This window comes from Mucilaginibacter sp., assembly GCF_028287845.1.
Taxonomy (GTDB): Bacteria; Bacteroidota; Bacteroidia; order Sphingobacteriales; family Sphingobacteriaceae; genus Mucilaginibacter.
Window position 1 is genome coordinate 23173 of sequence record NZ_JAQBOW010000134.1, and the last position, 26866, is coordinate 50038.

Here is a 26866-nt window from a genome sequence, read left to right on the forward strand (position 1 = left end):
TCTCTTTTAGCGTAAACTAACATTTACACCTAAAACATAACTTGCTACCAATGGATAGAGTCCGTAGCTTAAATTAGCGTTCGCCGGACCAGATTGATTGGCATTTACACTCAATTCAGGGTCAAGGCCAATCCATTTGGTAAATGTGTAAATATCACGTCCGCTGATATAAGCAGTTAAACTCCCAATCTTTAATTTGTCGGCTAATGCTTGCGGGAAAGTATAACTAAAGGTTATATCTTTTAACCTGGTATAATTTTGAGGTACCGGGTAAGCGTACAGCCGCGGATTAATATAGCTTAATGAAGGACGGGTGTTGCTGCGGTTTGCCGCCGTCCAGTAGTTATCTAACTGAACCGGAATATTTACCCGGCCACCATAGTTTTGAAGATCTAAAGTGGGATTATTTATGAGTGCCCCTTGTGATGTTTGAAAAAACACGCTTAAGTGAAAGTTGTTATAACCGAAGTTATTGATCATTCCACCGTTCCATTTTGGCAAACTGCTGCCCTGGTAAACTTTATCCGCAGCTGTTATTTTTCCGTCGCCGTTTTCATCTACAAATTTCAGATCACCGGGTTTTGCTCCGGGATCAAGTTTTGATGCATCCTGACCCACCTGCCAAACGCCTGCTAATTTATAATCATATATGGCACCCAGGGGTTTACCTATAAACCACTTGTTAACAAGGTCGTTTGTGTTATTTCCGTAAAGCGAAAGGATTTTATTTCGGTTTGCAGAAAAATTAAAATTGGTTGACCAGCTAAACTTATCGTGCTTTATATTAACCGTGGTTAAGGTAACCTCTATACCTTTATTGGCTAAGCTTCCTAAATTATCAAGCTCGCTTGGATAGCCGCCAATTGCAGGAAGCAGCCTGTTTAACAACAAGTTTGTAGTTTTAGTTGAATAAACTTCAACGCTTCCGGTAATACGGCTTTTAAATAAGGAGTAATCAATACCTAAATTTGCTCCGGTGGTGCTCTCCCAGTTCAGGTTAACATTGCCAAGTACGCCGTTAACGTTTAAGGCGCTTGATACCAACCCGGTTGTGGGCGTTCCGTTATAAATATATTTAGTTATGCCCTGGGTAGTAATGGTTTGATAAGCACCTACCGCCTGGTTACCACTCGTTCCGTAGGATAAACGCAATTTTATATTATCAATCTGATTTACTTTTTTCAGGAAATTCTCCTGTGATATATTCCATCCCAACGCCACTGAAGGGAATAAGCCATATTTACTGGTTGCCGAACCAAAAGCCGAATAACCATCGCGCCTTGCCGTAGCCGTAAACAGGTATTTGCTGGCATATGAATAGTTTATACGGCCCATTTCTGAAAGTAAGGCATCGCGACTATAAAAAGAAGCGCCAGTAACCACTGCTGCGGATCCCATATTGTTGAAAGATAGATTATCATTCAAAAATGTGCTTCCTGTAGTTGTAGATGAGGTATATACTTTTTCCTGGGCGCTGTACAATGCAGTAATATCCAAATGATGCTTTTTCCAGTTCTTGTTATACGAAAGAATGTTTTCAACCAACCAGCTATCTGTTCCGGTATTGTTGATCATTGCCGTACCGCCAACGGTATTGCCGGCACTCAGGCCATTATAAGTATCATAAACGGTTGGAAGATTAGTGTAATTTGCATTTACCCTGAATTTTAAACCGTTAACAAATTTGGGTTTAACCTCCAGATAAAATGTTCCGTTCAGGTCATTGTACCGGTTAACTACATTCGAATTAAGGCCCAGTAAAGGGTTGGTATATAAGGTTTCCGGAAACATCGGGTAAATTGTATAATTTCCCTTTGCATCATACTCCTGTCCGTAAGGACTCATTTGCATTGCCAGGCTGTAATTGGCCGTACCGCCATCGGTATTGTTGGCGGAAAAAAACATGGTGGTACCAACGGTAAGCCAATCGGTAAGATTAGCATCAAAATTTGACCGGATAGCGGCACGGTGGTGCTGATAGCCTTTTAATACGCCTTTCTCATCCTGGTATTCTCCCGATAGAAAATATTTAACATTTTCAGTTCCGCCAGAGATACTTAAATTATGATCCTGAATATATCCCTGCTGCGATATTTCATTAAGCCAATTTGTTGTTTTTCCGGATTTGTAGTTTTGAATTTCATCCAAATTGGGCACAGGCGGGCTATTTGGGATCAGATTCATTTGCTGACTGTAATCCAAATATTTTTGTACATACTGCTGTCCGTCTAAAGGGGTGAGCGTTTGATGTTGAAACTCCGGCCCACCAAAAGCACTGTACCTGATAGTTGGCTTACCTGTTTTACCCCTTTTAGTAGTAACCAAAATTACACCGCTTGAGCCCCTGGTACCATAAATGGCTACGGCCGAAGCGTCTTTCAAAATTTCAATTGAAGCAATGTCATTGGGGTTAATGTCATTCATTGAACCTCCAAGGTTACTAAAAGGCACGCCGTCAACCACAATTAATGGTGAGGTACTGGCATTAATAGAATTGGCTCCTCTAACCAAAACTTTTGGCGAGCTTCCCGGAGTAGATGAATTTTCGGATATATTTAATCCGGCAGTTGTTCCTTCAATAGCCTGCATTACATTGGTAACCGGCAATTCCGACAATCTTTCCTTAGGTACTGAGGATACCGAACCTGTAATATCCGACCGTTTTTGCGTTCCGTACCCAACTATTACTACATCATTTAGCGTTTTAGTCTTGTCTGGCTGCATGGCTACATCAATCCTGGTTTTAGTGCCAACTACTATTTTTTGTGTAATGTATCCAATAAAACTAAATACAAGTGTACTGCCTTCCGGCACACTTAGCTGATATTCGCCATTAACATTGGTTGCCATACCTTTAGTTGTGCCTTCAACCATAACATTTGCACCAGGTATACTTTCACCTTTTTCGTCTACCACTTTTCCTTTGACAATTATATTTTGGATAGCGGGATCATTATTTAGCGTATAAAATGAGTCATTCGGGTGTTTGTTTACCTTAGCCACATTTTCTATGACTGTATTTTTTAAAATTGAACTGGTATTTAATCTATTGTTTGCCCTTACATGGAAACTGGTTAGCAGGGCAAGCGTTAAAACGCAATATTGCTTTGGTTTTAATGTACTGGCAATGTCAATAATTGACGGTATACTATGATTTCGTTGTTTTTTCATAGCTTTGTGGTTAATAAAAGTGAGCATTCTGTGATTATACGGGCGTCCTTAATCGCCTGATTAAAAGGTTGGAAACTTGGTGAGGAAGATGTTGGAAGCATCTTCCTCTTTGTTTCCTTTAATGTTTGTTTTTTGAATTATGCCATAGTTTTTTGATTTAAATTAGGGTGTATGGTTCTTCTTTTACTACTCCGCTACTTTTTTCTCGATAAGCGGTTATATAAATTAATTACTTTGATATTTCTTACCTGGTTTTCAAATTCAATATCCGATGGATTTATAAATCCTTTATTTAACATGCTGAACCTGTCATTTAGCCCTTTTGAACCTGCTAATAATGTTTTTAGTTTTTCAAGAACTACCGGGTTTGCTGTATCATTAAAAGCAGGATCGTTAACTTGCTTCTCAATTACCTGGTATTGCAGGTAATAATTGCGGATATCAGCCATTAATTTGAAATGCTCATATTCTTCCAGGTTTTTTACCGGCTTAAGTGAATAGAGCGTTTTTACCGCAATACGATTACTGTCAAGCAATTGCTGCACACTCATTGGCGTTGGAGCAACTACTTCTCCTTGCTTAACCTCATAAGGCGTGGTCTTTAATGCTGTCCAAAAAGACATTGATTGCGCCTGGGTAAAACCAAAATGATCTTTGCAGTATCTCTGTATAAAATCCTGTATGTTCAATGGCTGTTTAGAATTTAGTCCCTCCTTATAGGCATCGAACAGAATGTTAAAGCCTGAAAGAGGATACACGTGACGGATAGGATACAGATCAGCAATATCAGTTGGCGATTCAAACACCGAGGAATAAACGCCGGAAGTTGACCAGGAGGTCATTATCATGCCTTTATAGCCTAGTTTCTCTGCTGCAGGAATAAAATCCCTGACATTTTTAAAATGTTTTTCCCACTCGGTTAAATAATAATTATCAGGGCCTGATCTTACAGCCGGTGAGCCCCAAATTTCAAAGCCGCTTTGCATCAGTTTTTGATGGTCGCCAAAGTGGTTCATATCCCAACCATAGTTCCAATCAACAAAAACAGTCCCTTTAGGCAACGATTTAATGGCGTCAGGATATTTCAATGCGATATCAGCCCAAAGAACAGGGGTTTTACCTAATTTAATCACAATATTGCAAAGCATCTTAATATAGTCAGTATACAATTTTGATTTCCCTTCATTCTCAGCTTTAAGAATGCATTTTTCATCATGCCCAAGCAGGTAGGTTTCATCGCCACCTATATGGATATATTTTGAGGTATGGGTAGAAGCCAGTTCCTTGTATAAATCAGTAAATAAAGCGCTATCTCCCTTGGTTTCCAACGGGCATACCTGCGAAAAGTCTTTCTGGTCCTCCCGGATGCTTTTATATCTTTCATTACGTAAAATATATTCAACATGACCAAAGCTTTGCTGCAACGGAATAACATCAATGCCAAGGCCGTTGCAATATTTTATAAATGATACAACCTCGGCCTTGGTATAAGCATATCTATTGGGTATCAGCGGATGTTTTTCATATGGATAGGTACCCTCCCATTCCATAACCAGGGTATTCATACCCGATTCTTTTAATTTCAGGGCGAATTTTTTAAGGGCATCCATTGTCATTACCTGGTTTCTTAAATCCAGATGAAAGCCCCGAACTGGAAATCTATTTTCCTCCGGGCTGTTAGATTGAGCAAATGCCGTATTTAATGCGATTAACATTAGTAAAGCTGATAGTAGTTTTTTCATTGATTTAAATTTTAACGTAATATATTGGTGATTGGAACTTGTAATTCTATCATAATCCTGCAACGTGAATGTTTTGCAGGGGTAAGTCTGCTAACGCTTTCAATTAAGGGCATTGCCCTTATATAATCGCCAGCTCCTTAATTTAAAACCGTAAAAAGCATAAAATACCAGGTACATATAGCATGGAAACAGCACCCAATAAGCTTGTCTAACATCAAATAAATCCGCAAAATGGCCGTACAAAAGCGGCAGTATAGCACTTCCGCACAGCCCCATAACCATTATTGAGGCCCCCAGCTTGGTAAAACGCCCAAGGTCACTTAGCGCTAATGGCCATATACCAGCCCATACCATTGAATTTGCTAAACCTAATAACACTACAAACCATATAGATATATCTGCAACGTGGCCGAGCAGGCTGATTTTACCATGCGCAAAAATGATGAGCAAGGTGAATATGATACCCAATATTGTACAGCCTCTGAGGGCATTCACCTGGCTGATATATTTAGGAATAGTAGCAATGCCTATTATATAACCACTGATGGTAGCAAATAAAGTATAGGATGGAAAAACCTTAGCTTCCATTAATGGGATATGCATTGAGTCGGCGTATCCTATAATTGTATCAATTGCAATAACCTGCGTACCTACGTGCAAAAAAATAGCAAATGCGCCAAGTATAAGATGAGGAAACTGAAATATATTTGTTTTGCCCGAATTAGCATTGGCAAGTGCTGAACTTTCGCTCTCTGTGTCAATTTCGGGCAGTGGAGAGTAACGTATAAAAATGCCGAAGGCAAACAAAACTACGCCCATAAATAAATAAGGAACAATTACTCTCCTTATTAATTCATTCAGGGCCACATTTTTATGGAGCACATCCATTAATGGCAATTGCTTAAACAGCGCGCTATCTGTAACTTTTAGAACCATACTGGCAAATAACAAAGGCGCCAATATGCCCGCCCCTTTGTTGCATATACCCATTATGCTAATGCGTTTAGCTGCTTTATCTTTTGAGCCGAGAATGGTGACATAGGGATTAGCCGCTGATTGCAAAACGGCCAATCCCGTTCCAATGGTAAAGAGTCCCAGCAAAAAGGCTTCGTAAGTTCTGCTTAAAGCTGCAGGTATAAAAATAAAAGCACCAATTGCCATTACCCAGAGACCAAGCATTATCCCCTTTTTAAAACCGACTGTTTTTAGCAAAAAAGAAGACGGGACCGACATGATAAAATAGGAGATATAAAATGCAAAAGCAACCAGATAAGATTGAAAATTTGATAACTGGCAGGCTATCTTGAAGTAAGGAATTAAAATAGAATTCACCCAGGTAACAAATCCAAATATGAAAAATAGCATTCCTATAATAAGCATCGAGATAAAGGTCTCTCTTTCACTTAGCGAGCCAACCTCCAATGCAATTTCCTTTTGTATTCTTATAGCCATTTTTTAATATTACTTGATCAAATAAAACAACTTCATATTTCCGTGTACGTACCCGTAATTACAGCAAAAAAAAGTTTTTACCAATACGTTCGATTTACCGAACTGAAATAAATTCACCCTCGTGTTAAATACAATAGTAATCACCTTACCTTATTTTTTTGAAGTGTATCTTATTTTTAAATAAAATCACTTCCGTTTACGTACCCTAAGATAGAAAGAAATTTTATACAATCCAAAATAAATCATACTTTTTTAAATAATTTATATCTTTTTGTATTATTTATTAAAATAATGACTCATTTCTTCAAAAAAATCTACAAAAAGAACAAACTCAGTAAAAAAATCACTAATCCCTATTGAATACTTGACAATTTACAGAAAAATTCATCTATGCCCGATAACAATGCAGCTAATTTCTTATCATTTTACACAAAAAACTTAGCTTTTGCTTTATTTAGAAAATTATTAGTCAATTTTAATTGGCCTTTTTGTCAAAAGCTAGCGGACAATTGAATGCAAGTCATTTGGTTAATATATCTATTTCGATAGCATGATTTAATTCCTGTAAAATTTATGATTCTCTTTGGTGATAATATCTATTGGCATATAATAGGTTTTATCAACAGCGGCATCTAATACCAGATTTTGGTAAAGTGCCATTATTCCTTTATAGCCCTGCTCCTGTGGCTTTTGGCATATAAGAAAATCAATGCTTCCGTTTTGTAGATATTCGATGTTTTCTTTTAAAAAATCGTAACCAATCAATAAAATGTTATTTATTGATGAGCTTTCCAAAAATTGAGCTATCGAAAACACCCTGGAATTGGTCACAAAAATAGCTTTGACATCCGGATGAGCAACCAATAACTCATTAAGCTCATATGCTACTGAGTTATAATCAGTTTGCCTGATATCTGCTTTTATTATCTCATGCCTGCTATTATTATTGCGGAAATATGCTCTGAAACCTTCCTCTTTTCTTAAAAGGTGGTGATAATTGTCTATTTCTTTAGAAATGTTAATAATTAGTATCTTCCCATTTTTTTCTACCGTGTAATTAGCCAGATGTGCACTTAAATAACCACTGTGAAATAAATCAGGACCAATATAACAAAGGCTGTCCTGATTGGGGATATCAGAGTTGATAAAAACATAAGGGATTTTAAGCGCCTGGCATGACTTGGTAAATTCTAATGACTCTTCAATAAAAGAAGGCGCTACCAGGATTCCATCGACTTTATTTTTCAGTATTTTTTTTGTTTGATTTACAAATGTTCTTCTATCGTTCTGATCAAAAAAATATTTTTCTATAATAATTCCGTATTGCTTTATTTCTGATTCTGCCTGTTCAATACCGTTTAGCGGTGCTTGCCAAAATTCTGTTTCCTGCGAAATTGCCGGTATCAAAATAGCAAAATGCAATAATTTTTTCGAAGCAAGCCTTCTTGCCAAAATATTAGGTTTATAATCCAGTTCTTGAATGATAGCCAGGATATTATTTTTTGTTTTTATAGAAACACCTGACCTGTTATGAATAACCCTGTCAACGGTAGCAATTGAAACGTTCGCTCTTCTTGCTATTTCTTTTACGCCTGATAATTCTATATCGTGGTCCTTTTTCATTTATTTTTACTGGGAATTCTTATGTAAGACAATGTTAAATTAAAAATTAATATCAACTAAATATTAACAGACCGCATAATACCCATTTCTAAGCCCCGAAGTTCCGCCAATCCACGTAAACGGCCAATTGCCGAGTAGCCGGGGTTTGTTTTCTTTTTCAGATCATCCAACATTTGTTTACCATGATCCGGCCTCATTGGAATGCTTATTTTTCTTTGTTGCATTATCTTAAAAATTTCACTGATGACAGCATACATATCTACATCACCTTCCAGGTGATTGTCCTCATAAAAATCACCAAATTCATTTCTTTTGGTGCTTCTTAAATGTATAAAATTTATGCGGTCAGCAAACTGGCTCACCATTTTGGGCAAATCATTGTCTGGTCTTACACCAAAAGATCCGGTGCAAAAACATAAGCCGTTGTTTAGGGATGGAATTACTGTAAACAAACGTTCCAGGTCAGCAGCTGTACTTACAACCCTGGGCAAGCCTAAAATGCTGTAAGGTGGATCATCCGGGTGAATAACCAGTTTAACCCCACACTCGTCGGCCACCGGTATTACTTCTTGTAAAAAATCTATTAAATGCCATCTTAACATTGCTTCATCTATTCCCTGGTAAGTGTCTAAAGCTGCCTGAAATTCCTCAATAGTGAAACTTTCTTCGCTTCCGGGCAAACCAGCTATAATGTTACGCTGTAACTGGTTTTTCTCCTCGGTGTTCATAGCCGCAAACCTTTTTTCGGCCAGCTCGATTTCCTTGTCAGTATAACCCAACCTGGCATTTTTCCGCTTCAGAATAAACAGATCAAAAGCAACAAGAGCAGCTTTTTCAAAGCGGAGCGCTTTTGCTCCGTCTTGTGCGGTGAAGGCTAAATCGGTCCGGGTCCAATCAAGAATTGGCATAAAATTGTAAGTGACTGTATGAATACCACAAGCAGCCAGGTTCCGGATACTGGTTTTATAATTTTCCAGATACAGTTTGTAATTACCGGTTTGGGTTTTAATAGCCTCATGCACCGGCACACTTTCAACTACATTCCAAATCATGCCGGCACTTTCTATAATTGATTTCCTTTTTTGGATCTCTTCCACGGTCCAAATATTTCCGTTCGAAATATGATGTAAGGCAGTTACTACACCTGAGCAACCTGCCTGGCGAATATCTGATAAACTTACCGGGTCATCCGGTCCATACCAACGCATGGATTGTTCCATTTTAAAATATTTCATATTTAATATAAAAAACGTTTTTTTTTAAATTATATAAATGCTTTGTTTCAGTATTTCAAGCTTATTGACATCAACGTTCCAGCTGTCACTTAAATCATACAAAATCAGTTATGATACAGCTGCTAAAATATTAAATAAGCACACTGCTTTTTTCGTCAATAAACAAAGTTGCATTTGAATGTTGTCGTAAAATAGTAGAGGGGTGCTTCTCCGTTATGTCCTCATTTAAAGTATGATAAACGGCCTTCGCCTTTTTTTCACCGGGAACCATACAATAAACATAGGTAGCCTTAACCAGAGCAGGAACAGTTAAGGTTAAAGCGTATGTCGGAACTGCTTCTATCGTACCAAAACAACCATCATTAACCTGCTGCTGTCTGCACTCCATATCCAGGTCAACAATTTTGACAACCTTTGGATCATTAAAATCGGCAACGTGCGGATCATTAAAAGCTAAATGTGTATTTTCTCCGATACCCATGCAAACAATATCAGCAGGCTGAAGGCGCAACAAATCTGCATATCTGTCACATTCCGCTTCCAAATCTTCTGCATTGCCGTTGAGGTATTGTACGGAGTGAAACGATACTTTTTTAAATAATCTTTCCTTCAAAAAATTACCAAATCCTTGCGGGGCATTTGCGTCTAAACCTACATACTCATCCATATGAAAAGCATTGATCCGGCTCCACTCAATATCTTTGTTAACCAATTCATCTAAAAAGTCATTTTGTGAAGGAGCTGCGGCAAAAATCATATTGACAAACGGTCTGGTTTTTAACAGCTCAGAAATTTTCTCACTTACAAGGTTTGCTGCATCTAAGCCCATGGATGATCTGGATTCGAATACTTTTGTTGTCAGGCTGTCTTTGTTAATTGTATAGGGCATTGTTTTATTATTTTATAGCAATTAGTTGTTTCATTAATGAGGGTTAGTATTTTATTGTTTAAGAAAGCATATCATTAGTTTTTAAATTAAATCAATAAACTTTCTGATAAACTACTTTTCCTTTTATCACAGTTGTATCGATTTCAATATCATCATTAAAGATGACCACATCGGCATCCTTTCCGGCAACTAATGAACCTTTTTTATCAGCCACTCCAATAATTTTTGCCGGGGTCATGGAAATCATTCGTATGGCTTCTATTAAAGGAACATCAGCCATTTTAACCATAGTCCGCACAAGCCGGTCGGCGGTTGCAACACTTCCGGCAAACGCCGAACGATCAGGCAACTTAGCAACACCATCTTCTACAATTACATTCAGTCCGTTTTTTTTGCTACCTAAAATACTGTTGCCAGGCGGCATACCGGCGGCACGCATAGCATCGGTAATCAAGGCTATACGGTCCGGCCCTTTTATTTTATAAATTAATTTTAATAATGGTGGGGGCAGATGAATGCCATCGGCTATTATTTCAACATCCATTGCATCAATAATAAATGCGCTTTCTATTACACCTGCATAACGGAAAGCATTTCTTCGCGTTACCCCAGACATGCCAGAATACAGATGCGTCGCCAGTGTGTATCCATTCTCAAAAGCGTCAACCACCTCTTCATAAATCGCATCGGTATGTGCTATGGCCGGCAATACACCTTTTGATAGCAGATACTTACCAAACTCAATTGCGCCTTTTAACTCCGGGGCCGCACTCCAGCGCTTAATAACTGAAGTACCGGATAATATTTCCCGGTATTCTTCCGGATCAGGATCACGGATATAACGCGGGTCTTGCGCACCGCGCTGGTTCATGGCAAAATAGGGGCCTTCTAAATGCAAACCCAGGAACTGAGCTCCGGCGTTATTTTTTTCGTCTGCCACCTTATATATTTCAATGGTTTTGAGTAAATCTTCTTTCCCACTTGATAAAGTTGTTGGCAGCATGGCTGTGGTGCCATATTTAGCATGGATTTTTGCAATTTCTAAAAAACCAGCTTCAGAGCCATCCATAAAATCGTGCCCACCGCCACCATGTATGTGCAGGTCAATAAAACCGGGCGCTATAAACTTACCCTTTGCATCTATTTCCGTTACTCCTTCAATTTCTATATTTCCGGCAACAACTTCCACAATTATTCCATCCTTAATTAAAACCGTTCCATTAGGAATTATTCGGTACGGAGTAATGATCTTACCATTGAATATTTTTATCATTTACTTAAATATATCTATCTAATATCGTTAAAAATAATTTCGTGTACGTACACGAAATTACAAATTTTTATTATTTATCCAAATTCATAAGAATATTTTTTTTATTGGTAATGAGATAAATCTCCGATAACGTTTGCGTAGAAATAAGAACTCACTTGCTTCAAAATAATACATTATAGTCGTAGACTTGCCCACCTATAAGTTAAACCGCCGCAGGCGCACGGTATATAGCTATAGATGCCGGCACAGGGCACCGGGGATTAACGAGCGTACAACTAATCAATGAGTGATATATTTTCTTTAAAAGGCAAAGCAATAATTGTTACCGGGGGCACCGGGATATTGGGAGATTCGTTTGTGAACGGAATTGTTGAAGCCGGTGGCGCCGTGGGCATCCTGGGCAGAAACAAACAAGTGGCTAACGAACGTGCTGCTGTTATTAACAAAAACGGAGGACAAGCCATAGCATTAGTAGCCGATGTTTTAGATGAGCTTGCATTAAGAGCTGCTAAAGACCTGTTCCTATACCGTTTTGGACGGCTCGACGGGCTGGTGAACGCTGCCGGCGGCAACCTGCCCGAAGGCGTTCTGCAACCCGAACAAGGCATATTTACTATGAATATGGACGGAATGAAAAAGGTCATGGAGGTAAACCTTTGGGGGACTCTCCTACCTACACAGGTCTTTGGAGAAGCAATCGCTAAAACAGGCAAAGGCAGCATTGTCAATATATCTTCTATGAATTCCAAACGAGCTGTTACCAGAGTGCTTGGGTATAGTATGGCTAAGGCCGCCGTTGATTGTTATAACCAGTGGTTCGCCGTTGAGCTTGCCAACCGTTATGGGGATGCAATCCGGATGAATGCGCTGGCACCCGGATTTTTTTTGACAGAGCAGAACCGAAGCCTGCTCACCCTCCCCGATGGTGGTTATACCCCGCGCGGGGAATCGGTTATTAAACAAACACCTTTTAAACGTTTTGGCAACCCAATTGAATTGACAGGTGCATTAGTATGGCTGCTAAGCGATGCCTCTGAATTTGTAACCGGTTCTATGATATGTGTTGATGGTGGATTTTCAATATTTAGCGGTGTTTAACTTAACATGGACAACAAGGCTGCAAATACGGAATCGGTTTTAACGTTTGGCGAACTGCTGCTCAGGTTCTGCATCGATACGGACGGTAACTGGCTTAACGAAAACAGTTTGCCTTTTTATATAGGAGGTGCCGAATTGAATGTAGCTACAGCGCTGGCTTTATGGGGCATCCCTACAAAATACTTTACTTCTTTACCTGATAATGATTTATCTACGCAGATAATCAACCAGTTAATGTCACGTAATATTGACACCTCAATCATCCATAAGGGTGGGTCAAGACTGGGATTATTCTACCTGACAAAAGGAAAGGACATGAAACATGATACCGTTATTTACGATCGTGCCGATTCTGCTTTTGCCGAGCTTACAACAAATACGATAGACTGGGATGAGCTGTTCAAAGGTACAAGCTGGTTTCACTTCAGTGCTATCTGCCCTGCGCTTAGTCAACAAACAGCCAGTCTGTGCGAAGAAGCTTTGATAGCTGCCTCCAAACGAAACATCCATATATCTGTTGATTTGAACTATCGCGCTAAACTATGGCGATATGGAAAAGAACCGGATGAAATAATGCCCCAACTGGTAAAATACTGTGATTTGATAATGGGTAATTTATGGGCAGCTGATAAGTTACTGGGGATAACGGTTACGCCCGGCACTGACAAATCGGGACAAAAAAAAATTTATTTACAAGAAGCACTTAATAGTTCGGAATTGATCATACGGAAGTTCCCTAAATGTAAAGCCGTTGCAAATACCTTCAGGTTTGATCAGGGAAGCGGCATTAAATATTACACAACCTTGTATACTGATAAAAAGCTTTATTATTCGGCAGAATACAGGGCTGAAATTATAACAGACAAGGTGGGTAGCGGAGATTGCTTTATGGCCGGGCTGATCTATGGTTTTTATAATCACCTGGATCCTTCAAACATCCTTAACTTCGCGACCGCTGCTGCTTTTGAAAAACTCTTTATCGCTGGCGATGCTACGAAAAGCACTGTCGAAAAAATCAATAATGCCATTAGATATGAAAACTAAAGATGAGACGATCGGCATTATCATAAGCCAGGGTATGCTTCCCTTGTTTTTCCATCACAGCGCGGAGGTAAGCGTCGATGTTATCAGGACTTTATACAAAGCAGGTATTCGCGCTATTGAGTACACTAACCGTGGCGAAGCCGCATTGGAGAACTTTAAAGTACTCAAAAAGCTTCAGCAAGATGAACTAACAGACTTGCTTTTAGGGATAGGCACTATAAAAACTACCCGCGAGGCTACCGAATATATAGATACAGGGGCCGATTTCATCATTTCACCTATAGTTAATCCTGACGTTGCAGCCATCGCCATAAATAAAGGACTGATTTGGATCCCCGGTTGTATGACCCCCACCGAGATACACAGGGCACTGAACTATGGTGCATCACTGGTAAAACTTTTTCCGGCTAATATTTTAGGGCCCGCATTTGTATTGGCTGTTAAAGAAATCTTCCCGGGTTTACTGATTATGCCCACCGGTGGGGTAGAAATGGATCAGCAAAATATAACATCGTGGTTTAATGCGGGCGTATCAGCCGTTGGAATGGGCAGCAAGCTGATCACAAAAGCTATCTTGGAATCTAAAGATTACGGCCAACTTTACATAGACACCTTGCAGGCATTACAATATGTGCAAGCTGCAAGATACCGCGTATAAAAGTTGTAGAACTGTGGCCCTTATTTAATTTGACTAGTTGCGCAAGTTTCTTTATATTGTGAAACCGCTAGCATAATTTGGTCGCAAAATGCAGGCAGTAATCTGATATGAATTTTAACGCAATTACAATAAGGGATATCGCCAAGGAGCTTAACCTTTCTGTTTCAACCGTATCAAAGGCGCTCAGGGACAGCTACGAAATAAGTGAGAAAACCAAAAAGCTTGTGGTGGAGTATGCCGAGAGAAATAACTACCGTCCCAACCCCATTGCCCAAAGCTTAAAACACGGCCACAGCAAATCTATCGGTATTGTGATACCCACTATAGAGAACCAATTTTTTTCACAGGTGATCAATGGAATTGAATCTGTTGCTTACAACTCCGGTTTTAATGTAATTATCACCCAAACCCACGAGTCATACGATCTGGAGGTAAAGAATGTAAGCCATCTTGCCCGTCGTTCTATCGATGGTTTACTCATATCATTATCTACAGAAACAAAAGACCTCGAACACTTAAAAAAACTGCATAAGCAGGGTTTGCCAATTGTATTTTTTGACCGGGTAAGCGACGAGATAGAGACTCACAAAGTTATCGCCGACAATTTTAAAGGCGGGTATGATGCTACTAAACATTTACTGGAATCGGGGTATACAAGAATAGCGCATATCACCAGCCCGCCAAATATTTCTACCAGCAAAGAACGCTTAGCCGGTTATAATCAAGCATTGGCTGAAGCCGGCCTGCAAGTACCCGAGGAGTATATTAAACATTGCCTACATGGTGGCAGAGATGCAAGCGAAATAGAAAATGTGCTGACCGAATTGTTATCACTGGAGAAGAAACCGGATGCCATATTTACTACCTCAGACAGGATTACCACAACTACCCTTTTCCTGTTGAATAAGTTAAAAATTAAAATTCCTAATGACATCGCCTTGATTGGATACACGAATACCACATTTGCAGATGTTTTAAATCCGCCCTTAAGTTCGGTTTACCAACCAGGTTTTGAGATGGGGCAAAAAGCGATGGAAATGTTGTTAAATATCATATTAAGCAAAAGGCCAGTCATTAAATTCGAAACACTGGTTCTACCTACTCGATTGTTTGCACGCTCATCAACCGCCTGTAAAAGGCTTGTCTGAAGGTGCTGGCGCATCAAGTGATACTGAAAACTCACCATTTTTGATCCCTTCCTTTAAAAAACGGTGAGCGGCAATTATATTCTTTTAACCTCCTCTTTAATGATAGGATTATTATCGTCAGTTTCGGCCGCTAAATTAAAGGTAGGGCATCCCCGGCAGATGTGTGTCTCCAGCGGGTTCCTGCTGAAATTCAAACAGGCATATATTTTATCTTTTGCGGTCTTTTCCTTATTTACCGCCGCAATAACGTTTTCTTCGCTTTTCTTAAGCAGGAAATCAACCGCTGCATAGTACAGGTCTAATTAAAGATAGTAGCCATCTTATCCAGACTTTGTTCCAAACCAATTTGTGCAAAGTTGCTTATCGTGCCAAAATCAGCATATTCTGTAACAGTCATTTCTGTTTTATTATCTGCAATTTCTCTGAGAGTTACAACGGTTTTAATGTCTATAGGAAAGTCAGAGGGCATACCTACTTTGGCGGGGTCAGTTTTATTGCCGTCTTTGTCCGATAAGGTTTGAATAAACTCAATTGTTTGTAAAGGAATAATTTTCACATACTCCCAAACGGAATACCATTGCTGACCACCCATTTCTTTTGGAGCTTTCATACTTACTAATGATCTACCGCCTTCGCGAAAATCAATTTTTGCCACTGGTGATATAAAATGTTTTGGGCCCCACCAACGCTTAACCAGCTCAGGGTCAACCCAAACTTTCAAAACCATCTCAACCGGGGCGTTAAATATTTTCGTAACCTCTATTTGCTTTGCCATTTTTGTTTTAATTATAAAATTTAAGCGATGGTGGATTTATCTTTTCATTGTTTCTTTTATGCCAATAGACATAGGAGATTATTAAAAGGGAAAAAAAGAATAGAACATTGATGACATACCCGGCACTATCGCCATTATTAAAATGAGCAATCGCACCTGAAATTAAGGCAATTCCCAAACCCACATAAGCCCACTCTTTAAATGTTGATGGTATTTGCGGAATAAGCAGAATTAAAACGCCTGTAATTTTTGCAATGCCAAGTTCTACGCGGAAATATTGGGGGAAGCCTAAATGCTGGTATATATCTACAAAGTTTGGGCCTCTGATGTATAAAATACCGGTTAGTAAAAGGAAGGCACAGAATAATCCTGTGCTGATCCAATAAATGATTTTTCCCTTTTTGATAACCTTAGGCATTTTGTAACGCCTGAATATCAAATTTTTTCATTTTCATAAATGCCTGTACAACACGTTGCCTGTTTTCAGGATTTGAAAGCAGTTCACCTAATAGGGTTGGGACCACTTGCCAGGATAATCCAAACTTATCTTTGCACCAGCCACACTGGCTCTCCTGGCCCCCGTCTGCAATGAGTTTGTACCAATAATGGTCAATTTCCTCCTGGTCTTTACAGGGAATAACAAAGGAAACGGCTTCGTTAAATTGGAAGTTATCGCCCCCATTTAGGCCCATAAATAATTGCCCGTTAAGTTCAAAATTTACAACCATTCCTGAATCGCTGACTATTTTTGAATTTGGAAAAATTGTGCAGTAGAAATCTGCTGCTGCTCTGGCTTGACCATCAAACCATAAACAAGGATACATTTGCTTTGTCATTTTTATTTTTTTGGTTTTGTAGCTTTTGTTTGCATTTCATTCAATAAATCCTCTATCGCCGTAAACCTGCCCTCCCACATTTTGCGATAAGGCTCTAACCAATCTGCTATTTCTTTCATTTTGTTTGGATTGAAGTGATAATAAATTTCTCTACCAGATTGGGTCTGATTCAGTAATTCACATTCATTTAAAATTTGAATGTGTTTTGAAATTGTTTGTCTTGACGAGTCAAAGTTTTCGGCAATTGTGCCCGGTGTCATCGCCTGTAAAGCCACCAAACCCAATATTGCTCTACGGGTTGGGTCGGCGATGGCCTGAAATACATCTCTACGAATTTCCATCTTATGCAACTATTTGACTGCAAATATAATGCAGTTATTTAACTGCACAATTTTTATTCAATTTTTTTTTGAAACTTATCATATCGAAAAGATTTGCAGCCAGGGCATTCCCCCTTATAATGGCTTTAAGAACTGAAATCTTACAGGAAATGGTTCGAAAATTCAAGCTCCCGATCACTAATCTGAAAAACCCTTACATTATTCTCGCAATTCCTCACATTTCATTCTTGACGTAAATGAATTTGGTTATAAATAAGTTACTGAATTTATTTAAACATAAAAATGAATTCTTAAAAAAATTGGCTGGCAAATTACCCGAAACGAATTTTGGTTAAAGCAGAAAAACATTAATTTAGGGGCAGATTTTAATTAAAACATTAAACCATGCAAAAATTCACAGCCCTTAAAGAACTCATTGCTTCAGCTGAAAAAGACGCCGAAGCATTTTACAACAAAGGAAACAATGCAGCAGGTACTCGCTTACGCGGCGCAATGCAACAACTTAAAGTTGAGGCAACTGAGATCCGCAAAGAAGTAACCGAAAAGAAAAACACGAAATAATTAATAGCAAAGCTGTTTTAGGAGTAAGCCCGGCAGGCGCCGGGGCTTACTTATTCAGCGTTGATAGAAAGTCAGCATATTGCTTAATTAAAATAGAAATAGCCCGGGGCAGCCTCGGGCTATTTCTATTTTAATTAATCGTGAATTATTTCTGAAAATCAAAACACATAAGTACCTGTAGCCCCTGAATTTAAAACGGAAGATACCTGCTTGTTATCCAATTTAATATTAAAGGTTTGCGTATCACTTGAATCATTATAGACGATCAGAACAATTTTTCCTGCCGGTGTTAAAAAGGCAACGTTTGGTAATTCATCGAGATAATTTGACGCTGTGCGTTTGGAGCCTGGCCTGACAAATTTAGAGGCATGCGCTATGATGTAATAAGCTGAATTCCTGGTAACCTTATCGCCATTGATGGTAATAGCTCCCAGGCAGCGATCACACCCGCCAGGGGTATGAGGCTCCTGATTTTGGTCTGCTGCTAAATTCCATTCAATAACGTTCCGGCTCCAATTTCTTGGCGCGCCAATAATCAAATCTTTCATATGGAAGCGCATGTCTTTGTTCAGATCCCCGGGGGCACCAACCCACTCCTCCGTAAAATACAGGTTTTTATCCGGATGCGCATTATGGACTTCTGACAATGCCTCTATTTTGCCGCCGTATAAATGAAATGCTGAACCGTCAACGTATTTTTTAGCCGCAGGATCATTGAGAATTGTAATTGGATAATCGGGCCTGTCAGCGTTATGATCATAAAGTATGATCTTGGTTTTGATGTTAGCTGCTTTAAAATCAGGTCCAAGGTTGTTTTTGATAAAATTGTCTTGTTCCGACGCTTCCATCACCATACTTGGGTTATTTTTTGGATTGAGCGGCTCATTTTGGATCGTAATCGCATCAATAGCAATACCATTAGCTGCCATTCCTTTTATGTATTTTATTAAATACTGGGAATAAGTATGGTAGTATTCCGTTTTTAAATGGCCACCACCGGTACTATCATTTGTTTTCATCCATGCCGGCGCGCTCCATGGCGATGCCAGTAGCTTAACATGCGGATTGATAAGCAGTACCTTTTTCAATACGGGGATTAATGCATTTTTATCATTAGCCAAACTGAATTTTTTAAGGTCCGCATCCGTCTCACCTGCCTGCAGGTCATCGTATGAAAACACATGATCGTCAAGGTCAGATGCACCTAAACTGATTCTTAAATAACTGACGCCAATACTGTTTTTGTCAGCGCCAAATAACTCTTTTAATAAATCAGCCTGTTTGGCGGCACTCATTTTATTAATAAGCATGGCGCTGCCACCAGTTAAAGCAAATCCAAAGCCATCCATTTGTTGATAGGTTGTTGATTTGCCGATGGTTATTGTTGGGATACTTTTAAGTGTATTTATCTGCCTAAAGCTTTGATTTTGCAACTTAAAAAGCACTGCGTGGTCAGGATCAGTGAGCCATAGCTGGGGTTTGGTTTCGCCCGACTTCATTTTTTGACCGTCAGCGCTAAGTGATCGTAAACCCAATACAATTATTAAACCAATAAAGAGATACTTGTAGTTATGCATTTTTATTTAAATAAAGAGTCAGCGTAATCAGTAGTATAAATGAATAACAAAAAAGCCGCAACTGATCAATTGCGGCTTTTAAATTAGTTAATTAATACCCTGGGTTTTGAGTTAAATTCCCATCTAACTGTATCTCGTTAAACGGAACAGGAAATATTAATTTATTTTGCGATACATTATAGTTTAGCGGTTTTCCCGTGGGATCAACCTGGCTATTCATCAAACTGATAGTATATGGTTTGCCATATCTCAACAAATCATTCCAGCGATTGCCCTCAAAAGCTAATTCCATTCTTCTCTCATTTAATATAGCTAATGCAACATCAGTTTGAGAAATTGCAGTTGTAGGAGCCAGCTGAACCCGCGCCCTGATTTGATTTACCAAAGGAATTGCAGCCGGTGTTTGTCCTAACTGGTTTAATGCTTCAGCTTTCAACAAGATAATATCCGCCAAACGTAACAGTATGGTATTATCTGTGCCACCGCCAAATTGCGATATATTGGTTTTCCATTTATACAAGAAAGGTACAGTAACCGAACTTGTTGTATATGGAGGCGGGATGGGGTCACCTGCTGCCAAACCATCTGCAGCTACCGTAGCCAAATAAACTGAAGAATTTAAACGTATGTTATCGTTTTGAGATCTGTAAAGGTTAATCAGGTCATTTGTTGGAAGATTGAATTTCTTAAATGAATAGGTACCAAATTGAGCAGGAAGATATAACGATACATTATAGGTGGTAAAGCCGCTTGCTGCCGAGTGTTGTATTTCAAATATCGACTCGGTGGTGTTTTTAGTTCCATCAAACAAGGTAGCAAAATTAGGTACCAGCGAGTATTGTCCGCTGCCGGTTACTTTGTTACAATAGTCTAAACATTGCTGATATTTACCTTCCTGGGCGTACACTTTAGCTAATAAAGCCTGTGCAGCACCTTTGGTAGCATGGCCCACGTTCGGGAACGAAACCGGCAGCGCAGATTCGGCGTCGGTCAGATCTTTTTCAATTTGGGTATAAACAGCAGTTGCTGCTGTTCTGGACGGCTTGGAAGGGGTATTGATGGTTGACAAAACCAAAGGAACATCGCCATAAGTTGTAACCAACTGAAAGTAGGATAATGCTCTTATAAATTTAACTTCTCCAAGAATTTCATTTTGCCTGTTGCCCGTAAATTGAGTGGCAGGAATTTTTGGCACATAATCCAAAACGATATTTGACGCATAGATATCCTGGTACAACCCCTGCCAGTCACGGGTGGCATTTCCATTAGTTGCTGTCAGGCTAAAGTTATCAACGCCAAAATTATCAGGGTTATCACCGCCTGCGTAGCAATTGTCAGCCCTTGCGTCGCCATTAGTTGTATAATCCCATACCCAATACTGGTCATTTAAAAAGGCTTGCTGGTACGCTCCTACTAACCCGCCTTCAGCATCACTTGCTGTTTTATAATAGTTACCTGCTGTGCCCTGGGATATAGGTTGCTTATTTAAAAAGTCCTTTTTACAGGCAGATATAAAGCCAATTGTGATACACATCGCAATTGTTGATATTTTATGATATTTATTCATTTTCTTAAAATTTAGGATGGTATTAAAATGATACATTCAAGCCGGCCGTATACGTTTTTGTTTGCGGATACGTGCCATAATCAATGCCAACAGCTGTTGAGCTCGGCGCGCCAAGGGTACCACCATTTTGTGAACTTCCGCTAAACGAGTTTACTTCAGGATAATAACCTTTGTATTTGGTAATAGTAAACAGGTTTTGCGCTGTTGCGAATAAACGAACTTTTATCCCTTGTTTATCAAGGGTGCTATTTTTGATGGTGTAGCTTAAGGATAAAGATTTAAGCCTTACAAAATCGCCATTCTCAATAAAGCGAGATGAGGGTAATATTGTAGAAGCCCCGGCACTGTTGGTACCGCCATAAACTGCAGCCGGAACATTGGTAATATCTCCGGGTTTTCTCCAGCGGTTTAATACTGCCGTGCTTGCATTACCCGATATATACATACCTTCCGTTTCCACTCTGGTAGCATCAAATACTTTGTTACCCGTTACCGCATCGAATAAGAAGTCCAGGCTTAAATTTTTGTAAGTAATCGTGTTTGAAAAACCATATACTGCCTTTGGTAAACCGCTGCCCAGGTAAGCTTCGTCAGCTGATGTTGGGTTGGCTGTCGTCCCACCGTTTGCGGTTCTATATAATGCATTACCATTAGCCGGATCTACGCCGGCAAACTGATAACCATAAAATGCGCCTAAAGGAAGACCATTTTTTACAATTGACAGGTTGGTTGCATTACCACTGCCGCCAAATGCTATACCGCCGAAAGGAAAAGTTTGATCAACACTATTTCCATTGGCATCTAATATTCGTGGCATGCCGTTAACCTGATTTTTATTGAATGATGCATTCAATGTGGCTGTCCATGAAAAGTCAGATTGGGCTATTATTCTTCCGGTTACTGAAAACTCAAAACCTCGATTTAATACATATCCCGGCAAATTTGTATTCTTAAGATTTGCAGCACCGCCTTCAGCACTTGAAATCACAACAGGAAAAATAAAATCAGTTGTTTTTTTGCTGTAAAAATCTGCACTTAATGATAGCCTGTCATGTAAAACGGAGAGATCAAACCCTACGTTTACGCCCTTTGTTGATTCCCATTTTAAGTTAGGATTACCAGCCGGGTTTGTAGGATTATAACCGGATGCACTATTGCCGCCGAATAAATAAGCCGCCGGATTCAATGTGCTATAACTGTTATAAAGCGTTTGTGGCAAATTTCCCACCTGTCCATAACCTGCTCTTAATTTAAGATCGTTTATGAAATTATTATTTTTCAGGAAATCCTCATTTGAAACACGCCATGCGCCTGATACCGCCGGGAAGTACCCCCATTGGTTATTGATACCAGCCCTTGAAGAACCATCAGCCCTTAATGATGCCGTTAACAGGTATTTATCATTGTAGCTATAATTAACACGTCCAAAATAAGAGCTTGTTGTCCAATCAGTTTTATAAGTCGAGATTGATTTATTGGCACTTGCAGCATTTAATGTGGTTATCCCAGCAGGGAAACCCGTACCATACAAATAGCTGCTGGTATATTTTTCTTCAATGGCAGATGTTCCTATTACAGCAGTAATACTATGTACTTTATTGATTACTGTTGAATACGTTAATGTATTATCCCAGGTATAACGGAATGTTTCATTAGCACTACTGCTGCCTATACCGTTAACCTGACTGGCTCCCTGATCCAACAGGGGATTGGTGAATGCATCGTTATTGTAGTTGTTTAACGAAATGCCCAGTTGTGAACGGTATTTGATATTAAATGGCAGAGTAATTTCAGCATGTACATTGCCTAATAAATTATTTGCTATATAATGATTTTCATTAGCATAAATATCATCCAATGGATTTGATGAATTATCAACATTGTTTTGATACAAGCCATTTGGAGCATATATCGGCACAATTGGAGGGGTGTATAAAGCACCCAGCACGGCACCGCCATGATTGGCAGAGCTATTATCATTTACCGTACGCCCGTCCTGTCTGTTATAAGCGATGTTGGTTCCTACTGTTAACCAACTTTTCATTTTTTGCTCCAGGCTTAAATTGATGGAATAACGTTTAAAATTCGTCCCGTTTATAATTCCATCCTGGTTTAAATCACCCAAACCCAGATAAAAGGTACCTTTATCAGTACCACCGGATAAACCCACATTTACTCCGCTTTGGTTAGCGCTGCGGTAGGTCAAATTCTGCCAGTTGTTATTCGCAGTAAAATTAGATGGATATGCCGGCACGGGCTGTCCTGCATTAGTATATTCATCAGTCATCAGGTCCTTGTACTGTTGGGCATTCAGCATATCTAATTTTTTAACTATTTGCTGTTTACCGGTGTACATGTTTACTTCAACTTTGGTTTGGCCCTTAACACCCTTTTTGCTAGTAATCAGTACCACACCATTTGTGGCGCCTAATGAGCCGTAAATTCCTGCAGCTGATGCATCTTTCAAAACACTAATAGACTCAATGTTATTGGGATCAATACTTGAAGTATTGGGTACAACCACTCCATCAATAACATAAATAGGTTCGGAACCATTCGGTGATGATGCTCCGCGTATTCTTACGCTAAAGTTACCACCGCCCGGCGCACCCGATGCGTTAAACACCTGAACACCGGCGGCCTTACCATCAAGCACTTCTGATGTGTTAACTATTGGCCTTGCGCTTACATCTTTTGTGCTTACTGTTGATATTGCCGATGTAATATCCTTTTTCCTTTGAGAACCGTAGCCAACAACCACGACCTCATTCAGTTGCTTGTTAGTAGTAACCAACGTTACATTGATCTCTGTCCGGTTATTAACGGGTTGCTCCTGGTTATCATAACCGATATATGAATATACTAATGTTCCGGTACCTGGAACTTTGATAGAATATTTTCCATTTACATCCGTTACAACAGCATTAGTTGTGCCCTTTTCGGTGATAGTTACTCCGGGTAAAGTTACCCCCTGGTCATCCTTGACAATGCCGGTAACAGCGCTTGTTTGCGCCAAGGCAAATGCACAACTCGTTAACAGGATGACTACAAATAAAGTCAGTTTTTTTTTCATAGATCTTTTTATGATTTAAAATTTGGTTTATGCCCATGGCATATTAATTGATGGTGTAAAATTAGATGCATTAATCATTAAAAAGAAAAAAAAAATCAACATTTTTTTGTCATAAATAATTGATATTTAAACAGTTACAAACAAAATGATACGGTTCAGCACCCTGACTTATTGCATTTTAACACGTTGATTATTAGCTAAAAACAGGAGAAAATAAACCGGGTACCGACAAATTATGATACGGATAATTACCTTTCGGTAGAGCTTGAAAAAGAGCAGTTTAAAGTTTTTAAAATTGATGAATAAGGGACTTATTCTTCATGAATTTCAAGCACTAATTTACTCCAGCCTTCGTGAGGGTCATTTTTAATGGCTTTTTTACGGCTCGACAATAGTTTTTTTATCCGATTACTATATGCCCAGCAGGTACTCTGGCGTATGGTTAATATTTCAGATAGCTTGTGGGACGATATTTTTCCGTTACTTGAATAAACCAGGAATATCATATAAAAAGCTTTTGTTATTGGAATACGTGTATTATGAAATATAGTATAAGCGGTAACCGACTCTTCATAGCTGCATTTACTGCACCGCCTGCTATGAGGCATATGACCGTTAAAGGAATGCGTATTGCTGCATTTATGGCATTTATATCCATTAGTCCATTTAAGGTTTGCCAAAAATCTGTAGCAGCTATCTGCATCCGGATAAATTGTGCTGAATTCTTCAAAATCCACTCCGGCAGACATGATCCGATCGCGGGTAACTCGTTGAAAACCGGTTTGCAGTTCCTGATTATCCTTTTCCAATAAAAGGTTCATCCTTAATATATCTGCGGCCTGCTGTTGCAAAATCTCATTAACACGGTTGAGGTCTTCATTTTGCTTTTCTATGATGCTGACCTTCTCCAATACCTCATGCGTTCTTTCCTGCACTTGCTCTTCCAACCTAATATTGACAGACTCTTTAAGCCTTTGGGTGGCTTTTAACTGTTTGATGATTTCGCGCTGTGCTTTATCTTTTTCTCTTTTTAAAATTCTTACCTTATCACTTAATGCCAAGGCAAGAAAGACCATCTCTAAAATAAAACAGATGCTAAGACTATAATAAGTGATTGCACCTAAATTCAGCTGACCAATAGTAATCAATAATTTTAGCACAAACCCTGCGAATAGAAAGCTATAGCCTAATACAAAAAACCGGGCTGGCCGGTATCCCCTAATGAAAACATAGATACCTGTATAAAAAGCAATGCATAATGGTATGAATTCTAAAAATTTATAGTTAAACCACTGCTTGTTGGCGAAAAAACAGACAAACAAAAAAACGATTCTTGCGCCTATAACTATGTTTATTAACTTATGTAACCGGGGTGCTTTTACTCTTACAAATAACAATTTATCTGTAAACATTAAAGCAAATACACTCACGCAACAAAGGGCAACCCCATAAGCATATTCATTCCAGGCAGGGGAGTTTGGCCATATATACTGATAACCTATCCCGTCATTACAAAGTTCATAAAACCCTACACTAACATTATATAATATATAATACAAATACTGCCTTTGTCTTACCGCCACAAACATCAAAAGGTTATAAAAGGCAAAAACCAATATCATTCCATAGAATACGCCAAAAAGCAGGTATTCATTTAAAGCATATTGAATAAACCAGTTGACTGAACGCAGTACAATAATAATATCTGCCGTTTGATGCGACTTTATTCTGAAATAATAAGTATACTCCTTATCGGGATAAATATTCAGATTAATCTCAAAGTTTTTATGGTGGTATCGCCTGTCGTTAAACCTATGAAAAGCCCCGAATTTTTCGGTTTTATACTGACCGTCTTGAGCGGGCAGGTATGCAGTTATATCATCAATTGTCTGGTCGAAGAATTCAAGTATCCAGTTATTTTGAGTTTTTAGCGGATGTTTGATGCTAATCTTATACCAATATACAGAAGTCCGATTATAGTTCTGAGGAGTACTTGACCAGCTTGGTTTAAACCGGGATGATACCTGTGGTGATAAAACCTGAGCAAATTGAAGTAATCCTTTAGGGTCCTCCAGGCATTCAATTTCAGCATATGAAAAAATATGCTGATTTACCTGATCATCGATTGTAACTTTTTGCTGAGCCTGTACATTTAATACGGATAACAAAAAAGTCAAAAAAATAAGATTTGCAAATAATAGCCTTGCAACCTTTTTAATTGTTTCCTTATAATGTGAAGATAATAATGGCAACAAATAATCCACCTCTCTTATTATAGTCTCTTGAATTTAACTACACCATAACAGGGGTCAATATTAGCTATTTTAATTAATAACATCCAAACAATTCAGAACTGTTGATCTATAGAGAACTAGATTGTTACGAATTATTGCAACAAAAAATCACGCTGCACCGTATAACTATTCAATTACACTTTAAATGAGAATTGCATTCTCATTTAAAGTGTAAAATCGTTTTTTATCATATAATCTTTTACTTTATCAAGCAGCTATTGTGCGAAACCATATTGTCATTATTGAGAATGATGAAGACGTCTTAGAGATCATGAGATGTTACCTGGAGCAAGCAGGTTACGTCGTAACAGGTTTTACCAGGTTTCCCTCGATGGCAGAACTGGTCTTTATGCATGCTGATTGTTTTATCGTTGATGAATGGCTTCCAAACGTAAGCGGCCATGCCATATGCCTTATGATCAAGGCGAAGACACAAACAAAGCTTATTCCGGTTATTTTAACATCAATGACCAATCCAATAGATCCTGTAACCAATCTTTGTGAGGCAG

Annotated in this window: 21 protein-coding genes; 6 read left to right on the plus strand and 15 right to left on the minus strand. The window is 38.9% G+C overall.

The window, feature by feature from the left end; all coding sequences use genetic code 11:
• Positions 1–6 precede the first annotated feature (6 nt).
• The 7 genes from JWP71_RS13465 to nagA all read right to left on the minus strand — a co-directional run bounded on the left by JWP71_RS13465 (position 7) and on the right by nagA (position 11385).
• Complete coding sequence (locus tag JWP71_RS13465; RefSeq protein WP_299500888.1) at positions 7–3171, minus strand: TonB-dependent receptor; 3165 nt, start codon at positions 3169–3171, stop codon at positions 7–9.
• A gap of 194 nt (positions 3172–3365) precedes the next feature.
• Positions 3366–4913 carry a beta-N-acetylhexosaminidase gene (locus JWP71_RS13470; protein ID WP_299500890.1) on the minus strand — a complete coding sequence of 516 codons (1548 nt, stop codon included), beginning with the start codon at positions 4911–4913 and terminating at the stop codon, positions 3366–3368.
• Positions 4914–5012: 99 nt separating this feature from the next.
• A complete protein-coding gene (locus tag JWP71_RS13475; RefSeq protein WP_299500892.1) occupies positions 5013–6365 on the minus strand; it encodes a sugar MFS transporter in 1353 nt (450 codons plus the stop codon).
• A gap of 555 nt (positions 6366–6920) precedes the next feature.
• Positions 6921–7988 carry a substrate-binding domain-containing protein gene (locus JWP71_RS13480; RefSeq protein WP_299500895.1) on the minus strand — a complete coding sequence of 356 codons (1068 nt, stop codon included), beginning with the start codon at positions 7986–7988 and terminating at the stop codon, positions 6921–6923.
• A gap of 56 nt (positions 7989–8044) precedes the next feature.
• Positions 8045–9223 carry a mannonate dehydratase gene (gene uxuA / locus JWP71_RS13485; protein WP_299500897.1) on the minus strand — a complete coding sequence of 393 codons (1179 nt, stop codon included), beginning with the start codon at positions 9221–9223 and terminating at the stop codon, positions 8045–8047.
• Between the two features lie 130 nt (positions 9224–9353).
• On the minus strand, positions 9354–10112 hold the full coding sequence (locus tag JWP71_RS13490; RefSeq protein ID WP_299500899.1) for a glucosamine-6-phosphate deaminase: 759 nt from the start codon (positions 10110–10112) through the stop codon (positions 9354–9356).
• 91 nt (positions 10113–10203) lie between these two features.
• Positions 10204–11385, minus strand: a complete 1182-nt coding sequence (nagA, locus tag JWP71_RS13495) for an N-acetylglucosamine-6-phosphate deacetylase (RefSeq protein WP_299500901.1) — start codon at positions 11383–11385, stop codon at positions 10204–10206.
• A 282-nt stretch (positions 11386–11667) separates the two neighbouring features.
• On the opposite strand from nagA, the gene JWP71_RS13500 reads away from it, so the two are divergent.
• The 4 genes from JWP71_RS13500 (at position 11668) to JWP71_RS13515 (ending at position 15333) form a co-directional block, all read left to right on the plus strand.
• A complete protein-coding gene (locus JWP71_RS13500) occupies positions 11668–12483 on the plus strand; it encodes an SDR family oxidoreductase (RefSeq protein ID WP_299500903.1) in 816 nt (271 codons plus the stop codon).
• Between the two features lie 6 nt (positions 12484–12489).
• Positions 12490–13527, plus strand: a complete 1038-nt coding sequence (locus JWP71_RS13505) for a sugar kinase (protein WP_299500905.1) — start codon at positions 12490–12492, stop codon at positions 13525–13527.
• The gene (locus JWP71_RS13510; protein ID WP_299500907.1) at positions 13517–14185 is read left to right on the plus strand and encodes a bifunctional 4-hydroxy-2-oxoglutarate aldolase/2-dehydro-3-deoxy-phosphogluconate aldolase; all 669 of its coding nucleotides are present in this window, start codon (positions 13517–13519) and stop codon (positions 14183–14185) included. Before JWP71_RS13505 ends, JWP71_RS13510 begins: the two co-directional genes overlap by 11 nt.
• A 107-nt stretch (positions 14186–14292) precedes the next feature.
• The gene (locus JWP71_RS13515) at positions 14293–15333 is read left to right on the plus strand and encodes a LacI family DNA-binding transcriptional regulator (protein WP_299500909.1); all 1041 of its coding nucleotides are present in this window, start codon (positions 14293–14295) and stop codon (positions 15331–15333) included.
• Positions 15334–15631: 298 nt separating this feature from the next.
• On the opposite strand, the gene JWP71_RS13520 is transcribed toward JWP71_RS13515, so the two are convergent.
• The 4 genes from JWP71_RS13520 to JWP71_RS13535 are packed head-to-tail and all read right to left on the minus strand — an operon-like array spanning position 15632 to position 17285.
• Complete coding sequence (locus tag JWP71_RS13520) at positions 15632–16108, minus strand: SRPBCC domain-containing protein (RefSeq protein WP_299500911.1); 477 nt, start codon at positions 16106–16108, stop codon at positions 15632–15634.
• A 7-nt stretch (positions 16109–16115) separates the two neighbouring features.
• Positions 16116–16526, minus strand: coding sequence for a DoxX family protein (locus JWP71_RS13525; protein WP_299500913.1), 411 nt, complete (start codon positions 16524–16526; stop codon positions 16116–16118).
• Positions 16519–16944 (minus strand): VOC family protein, encoded by a 426-nt coding sequence (locus JWP71_RS13530; protein WP_299500915.1) that lies wholly within the window; start codon positions 16942–16944, stop codon positions 16519–16521. Before JWP71_RS13530 ends, JWP71_RS13525 begins: the two co-directional genes overlap by 8 nt.
• Positions 16945–16946: 2 nt before the next feature.
• Entirely contained in the window at positions 16947–17285 is a 339-nt protein-coding gene (locus JWP71_RS13535; protein WP_299500917.1) for a metalloregulator ArsR/SmtB family transcription factor, read from the minus strand.
• Positions 17286–17669: 384 nt separating this feature from the next.
• Here JWP71_RS13535 and JWP71_RS13540 point away from each other — a divergent pair, with 384 nt between their 5' ends.
• Positions 17670–17846 (plus strand): histone H1, encoded by a 177-nt coding sequence (locus tag JWP71_RS13540; RefSeq protein WP_299500919.1) that lies wholly within the window; start codon positions 17670–17672, stop codon positions 17844–17846.
• Between the two features lie 158 nt (positions 17847–18004).
• Here the strand turns inward: JWP71_RS13540 and JWP71_RS13545 are convergent, their stop codons facing one another.
• From JWP71_RS13545 to JWP71_RS13560, 4 genes are all read right to left on the minus strand, one after another.
• Positions 18005–19423 (minus strand): glycoside hydrolase family 30 beta sandwich domain-containing protein, encoded by a 1419-nt coding sequence (locus JWP71_RS13545; RefSeq protein WP_299500921.1) that lies wholly within the window; start codon positions 19421–19423, stop codon positions 18005–18007.
• Between the two features lie 91 nt (positions 19424–19514).
• On the minus strand, positions 19515–20990 hold the full coding sequence (locus JWP71_RS13550; RefSeq protein ID WP_299500923.1) for a RagB/SusD family nutrient uptake outer membrane protein: 1476 nt from the start codon (positions 20988–20990) through the stop codon (positions 19515–19517).
• A 22-nt stretch (positions 20991–21012) separates the two neighbouring features.
• Complete coding sequence (locus JWP71_RS13555) at positions 21013–24063, minus strand: TonB-dependent receptor (RefSeq protein ID WP_299500925.1); 3051 nt, start codon at positions 24061–24063, stop codon at positions 21013–21015.
• Between the two features lie 311 nt (positions 24064–24374).
• A complete protein-coding gene (locus JWP71_RS13560; RefSeq protein ID WP_299500927.1) occupies positions 24375–26231 on the minus strand; it encodes a 7TM diverse intracellular signaling domain-containing protein in 1857 nt (618 codons plus the stop codon).
• Between the two features lie 346 nt (positions 26232–26577).
• Between JWP71_RS13560 and JWP71_RS17360 the strand changes: the two genes are divergently transcribed.
• Positions 26578–26866, plus strand: a 289-nt coding sequence (locus JWP71_RS17360) for a response regulator (protein WP_366143537.1), incomplete at its 3' end; no start/stop codon positions are given.

Excerpts from the sequence above, each read along its gene's own strand:
- uxuA (WP_299500897.1), bottom strand. The coding sequence starts at position 9,223 with ATGAAATATTTTAAAATGGAACAATCCATGCGTTGGTATGGACCGGAT.
- JWP71_RS13470 (WP_299500890.1), bottom strand. The coding sequence starts at position 4,913 with ATGAAAAAACTACTATCAGCTTTACTAATGTTAATCGCATTAAATACG.
- JWP71_RS13480 (WP_299500895.1), bottom strand. The coding sequence starts at position 7,988 with ATGAAAAAGGACCACGATATAGAATTATCAGGCGTAAAAGAAATAGCA.
- JWP71_RS13555 (WP_299500925.1), bottom strand. The coding sequence starts at position 24,063 with ATGAAAAAAAAACTGACTTTATTTGTAGTCATCCTGTTAACGAGTTGT.
- JWP71_RS13475 (WP_299500892.1), bottom strand. The coding sequence starts at position 6,365 with ATGGCTATAAGAATACAAAAGGAAATTGCATTGGAGGTTGGCTCGCTA.
- JWP71_RS13535 (WP_299500917.1), bottom strand. The coding sequence starts at position 17,285 with ATGGAAATTCGTAGAGATGTATTTCAGGCCATCGCCGACCCAACCCGT.
- JWP71_RS13500 (WP_299500903.1), top strand. The coding sequence starts at position 11,668 with ATGAGTGATATATTTTCTTTAAAAGGCAAAGCAATAATTGTTACCGGG.
- JWP71_RS13490 (WP_299500899.1), bottom strand. The coding sequence starts at position 10,112 with ATGCCCTATACAATTAACAAAGACAGCCTGACAACAAAAGTATTCGAA.
- JWP71_RS13545 (WP_299500921.1), bottom strand. The coding sequence starts at position 19,423 with ATGCATAACTACAAGTATCTCTTTATTGGTTTAATAATTGTATTGGGT.
- JWP71_RS13465 (WP_299500888.1), bottom strand. The coding sequence starts at position 3,171 with ATGAAAAAACAACGAAATCATAGTATACCGTCAATTATTGACATTGCC.
- JWP71_RS13520 (WP_299500911.1), bottom strand. The coding sequence starts at position 16,108 with ATGGCAAAGCAAATAGAGGTTACGAAAATATTTAACGCCCCGGTTGAG.
- JWP71_RS13540 (WP_299500919.1), top strand. The coding sequence starts at position 17,670 with ATGCAAAAATTCACAGCCCTTAAAGAACTCATTGCTTCAGCTGAAAAA.
- JWP71_RS13515 (WP_299500909.1), top strand. The coding sequence starts at position 14,293 with ATGAATTTTAACGCAATTACAATAAGGGATATCGCCAAGGAGCTTAAC.
- JWP71_RS13525 (WP_299500913.1), bottom strand. The coding sequence starts at position 16,526 with ATGCCTAAGGTTATCAAAAAGGGAAAAATCATTTATTGGATCAGCACA.
- JWP71_RS13550 (WP_299500923.1), bottom strand. The coding sequence starts at position 20,990 with ATGAATAAATATCATAAAATATCAACAATTGCGATGTGTATCACAATT.
- JWP71_RS13505 (WP_299500905.1), top strand. The coding sequence starts at position 12,490 with ATGGACAACAAGGCTGCAAATACGGAATCGGTTTTAACGTTTGGCGAA.
- nagA (WP_299500901.1), bottom strand. The coding sequence starts at position 11,385 with ATGATAAAAATATTCAATGGTAAGATCATTACTCCGTACCGAATAATT.
- JWP71_RS13510 (WP_299500907.1), top strand. The coding sequence starts at position 13,517 with ATGAAAACTAAAGATGAGACGATCGGCATTATCATAAGCCAGGGTATG.
- JWP71_RS13530 (WP_299500915.1), bottom strand. The coding sequence starts at position 16,944 with ATGACAAAGCAAATGTATCCTTGTTTATGGTTTGATGGTCAAGCCAGA.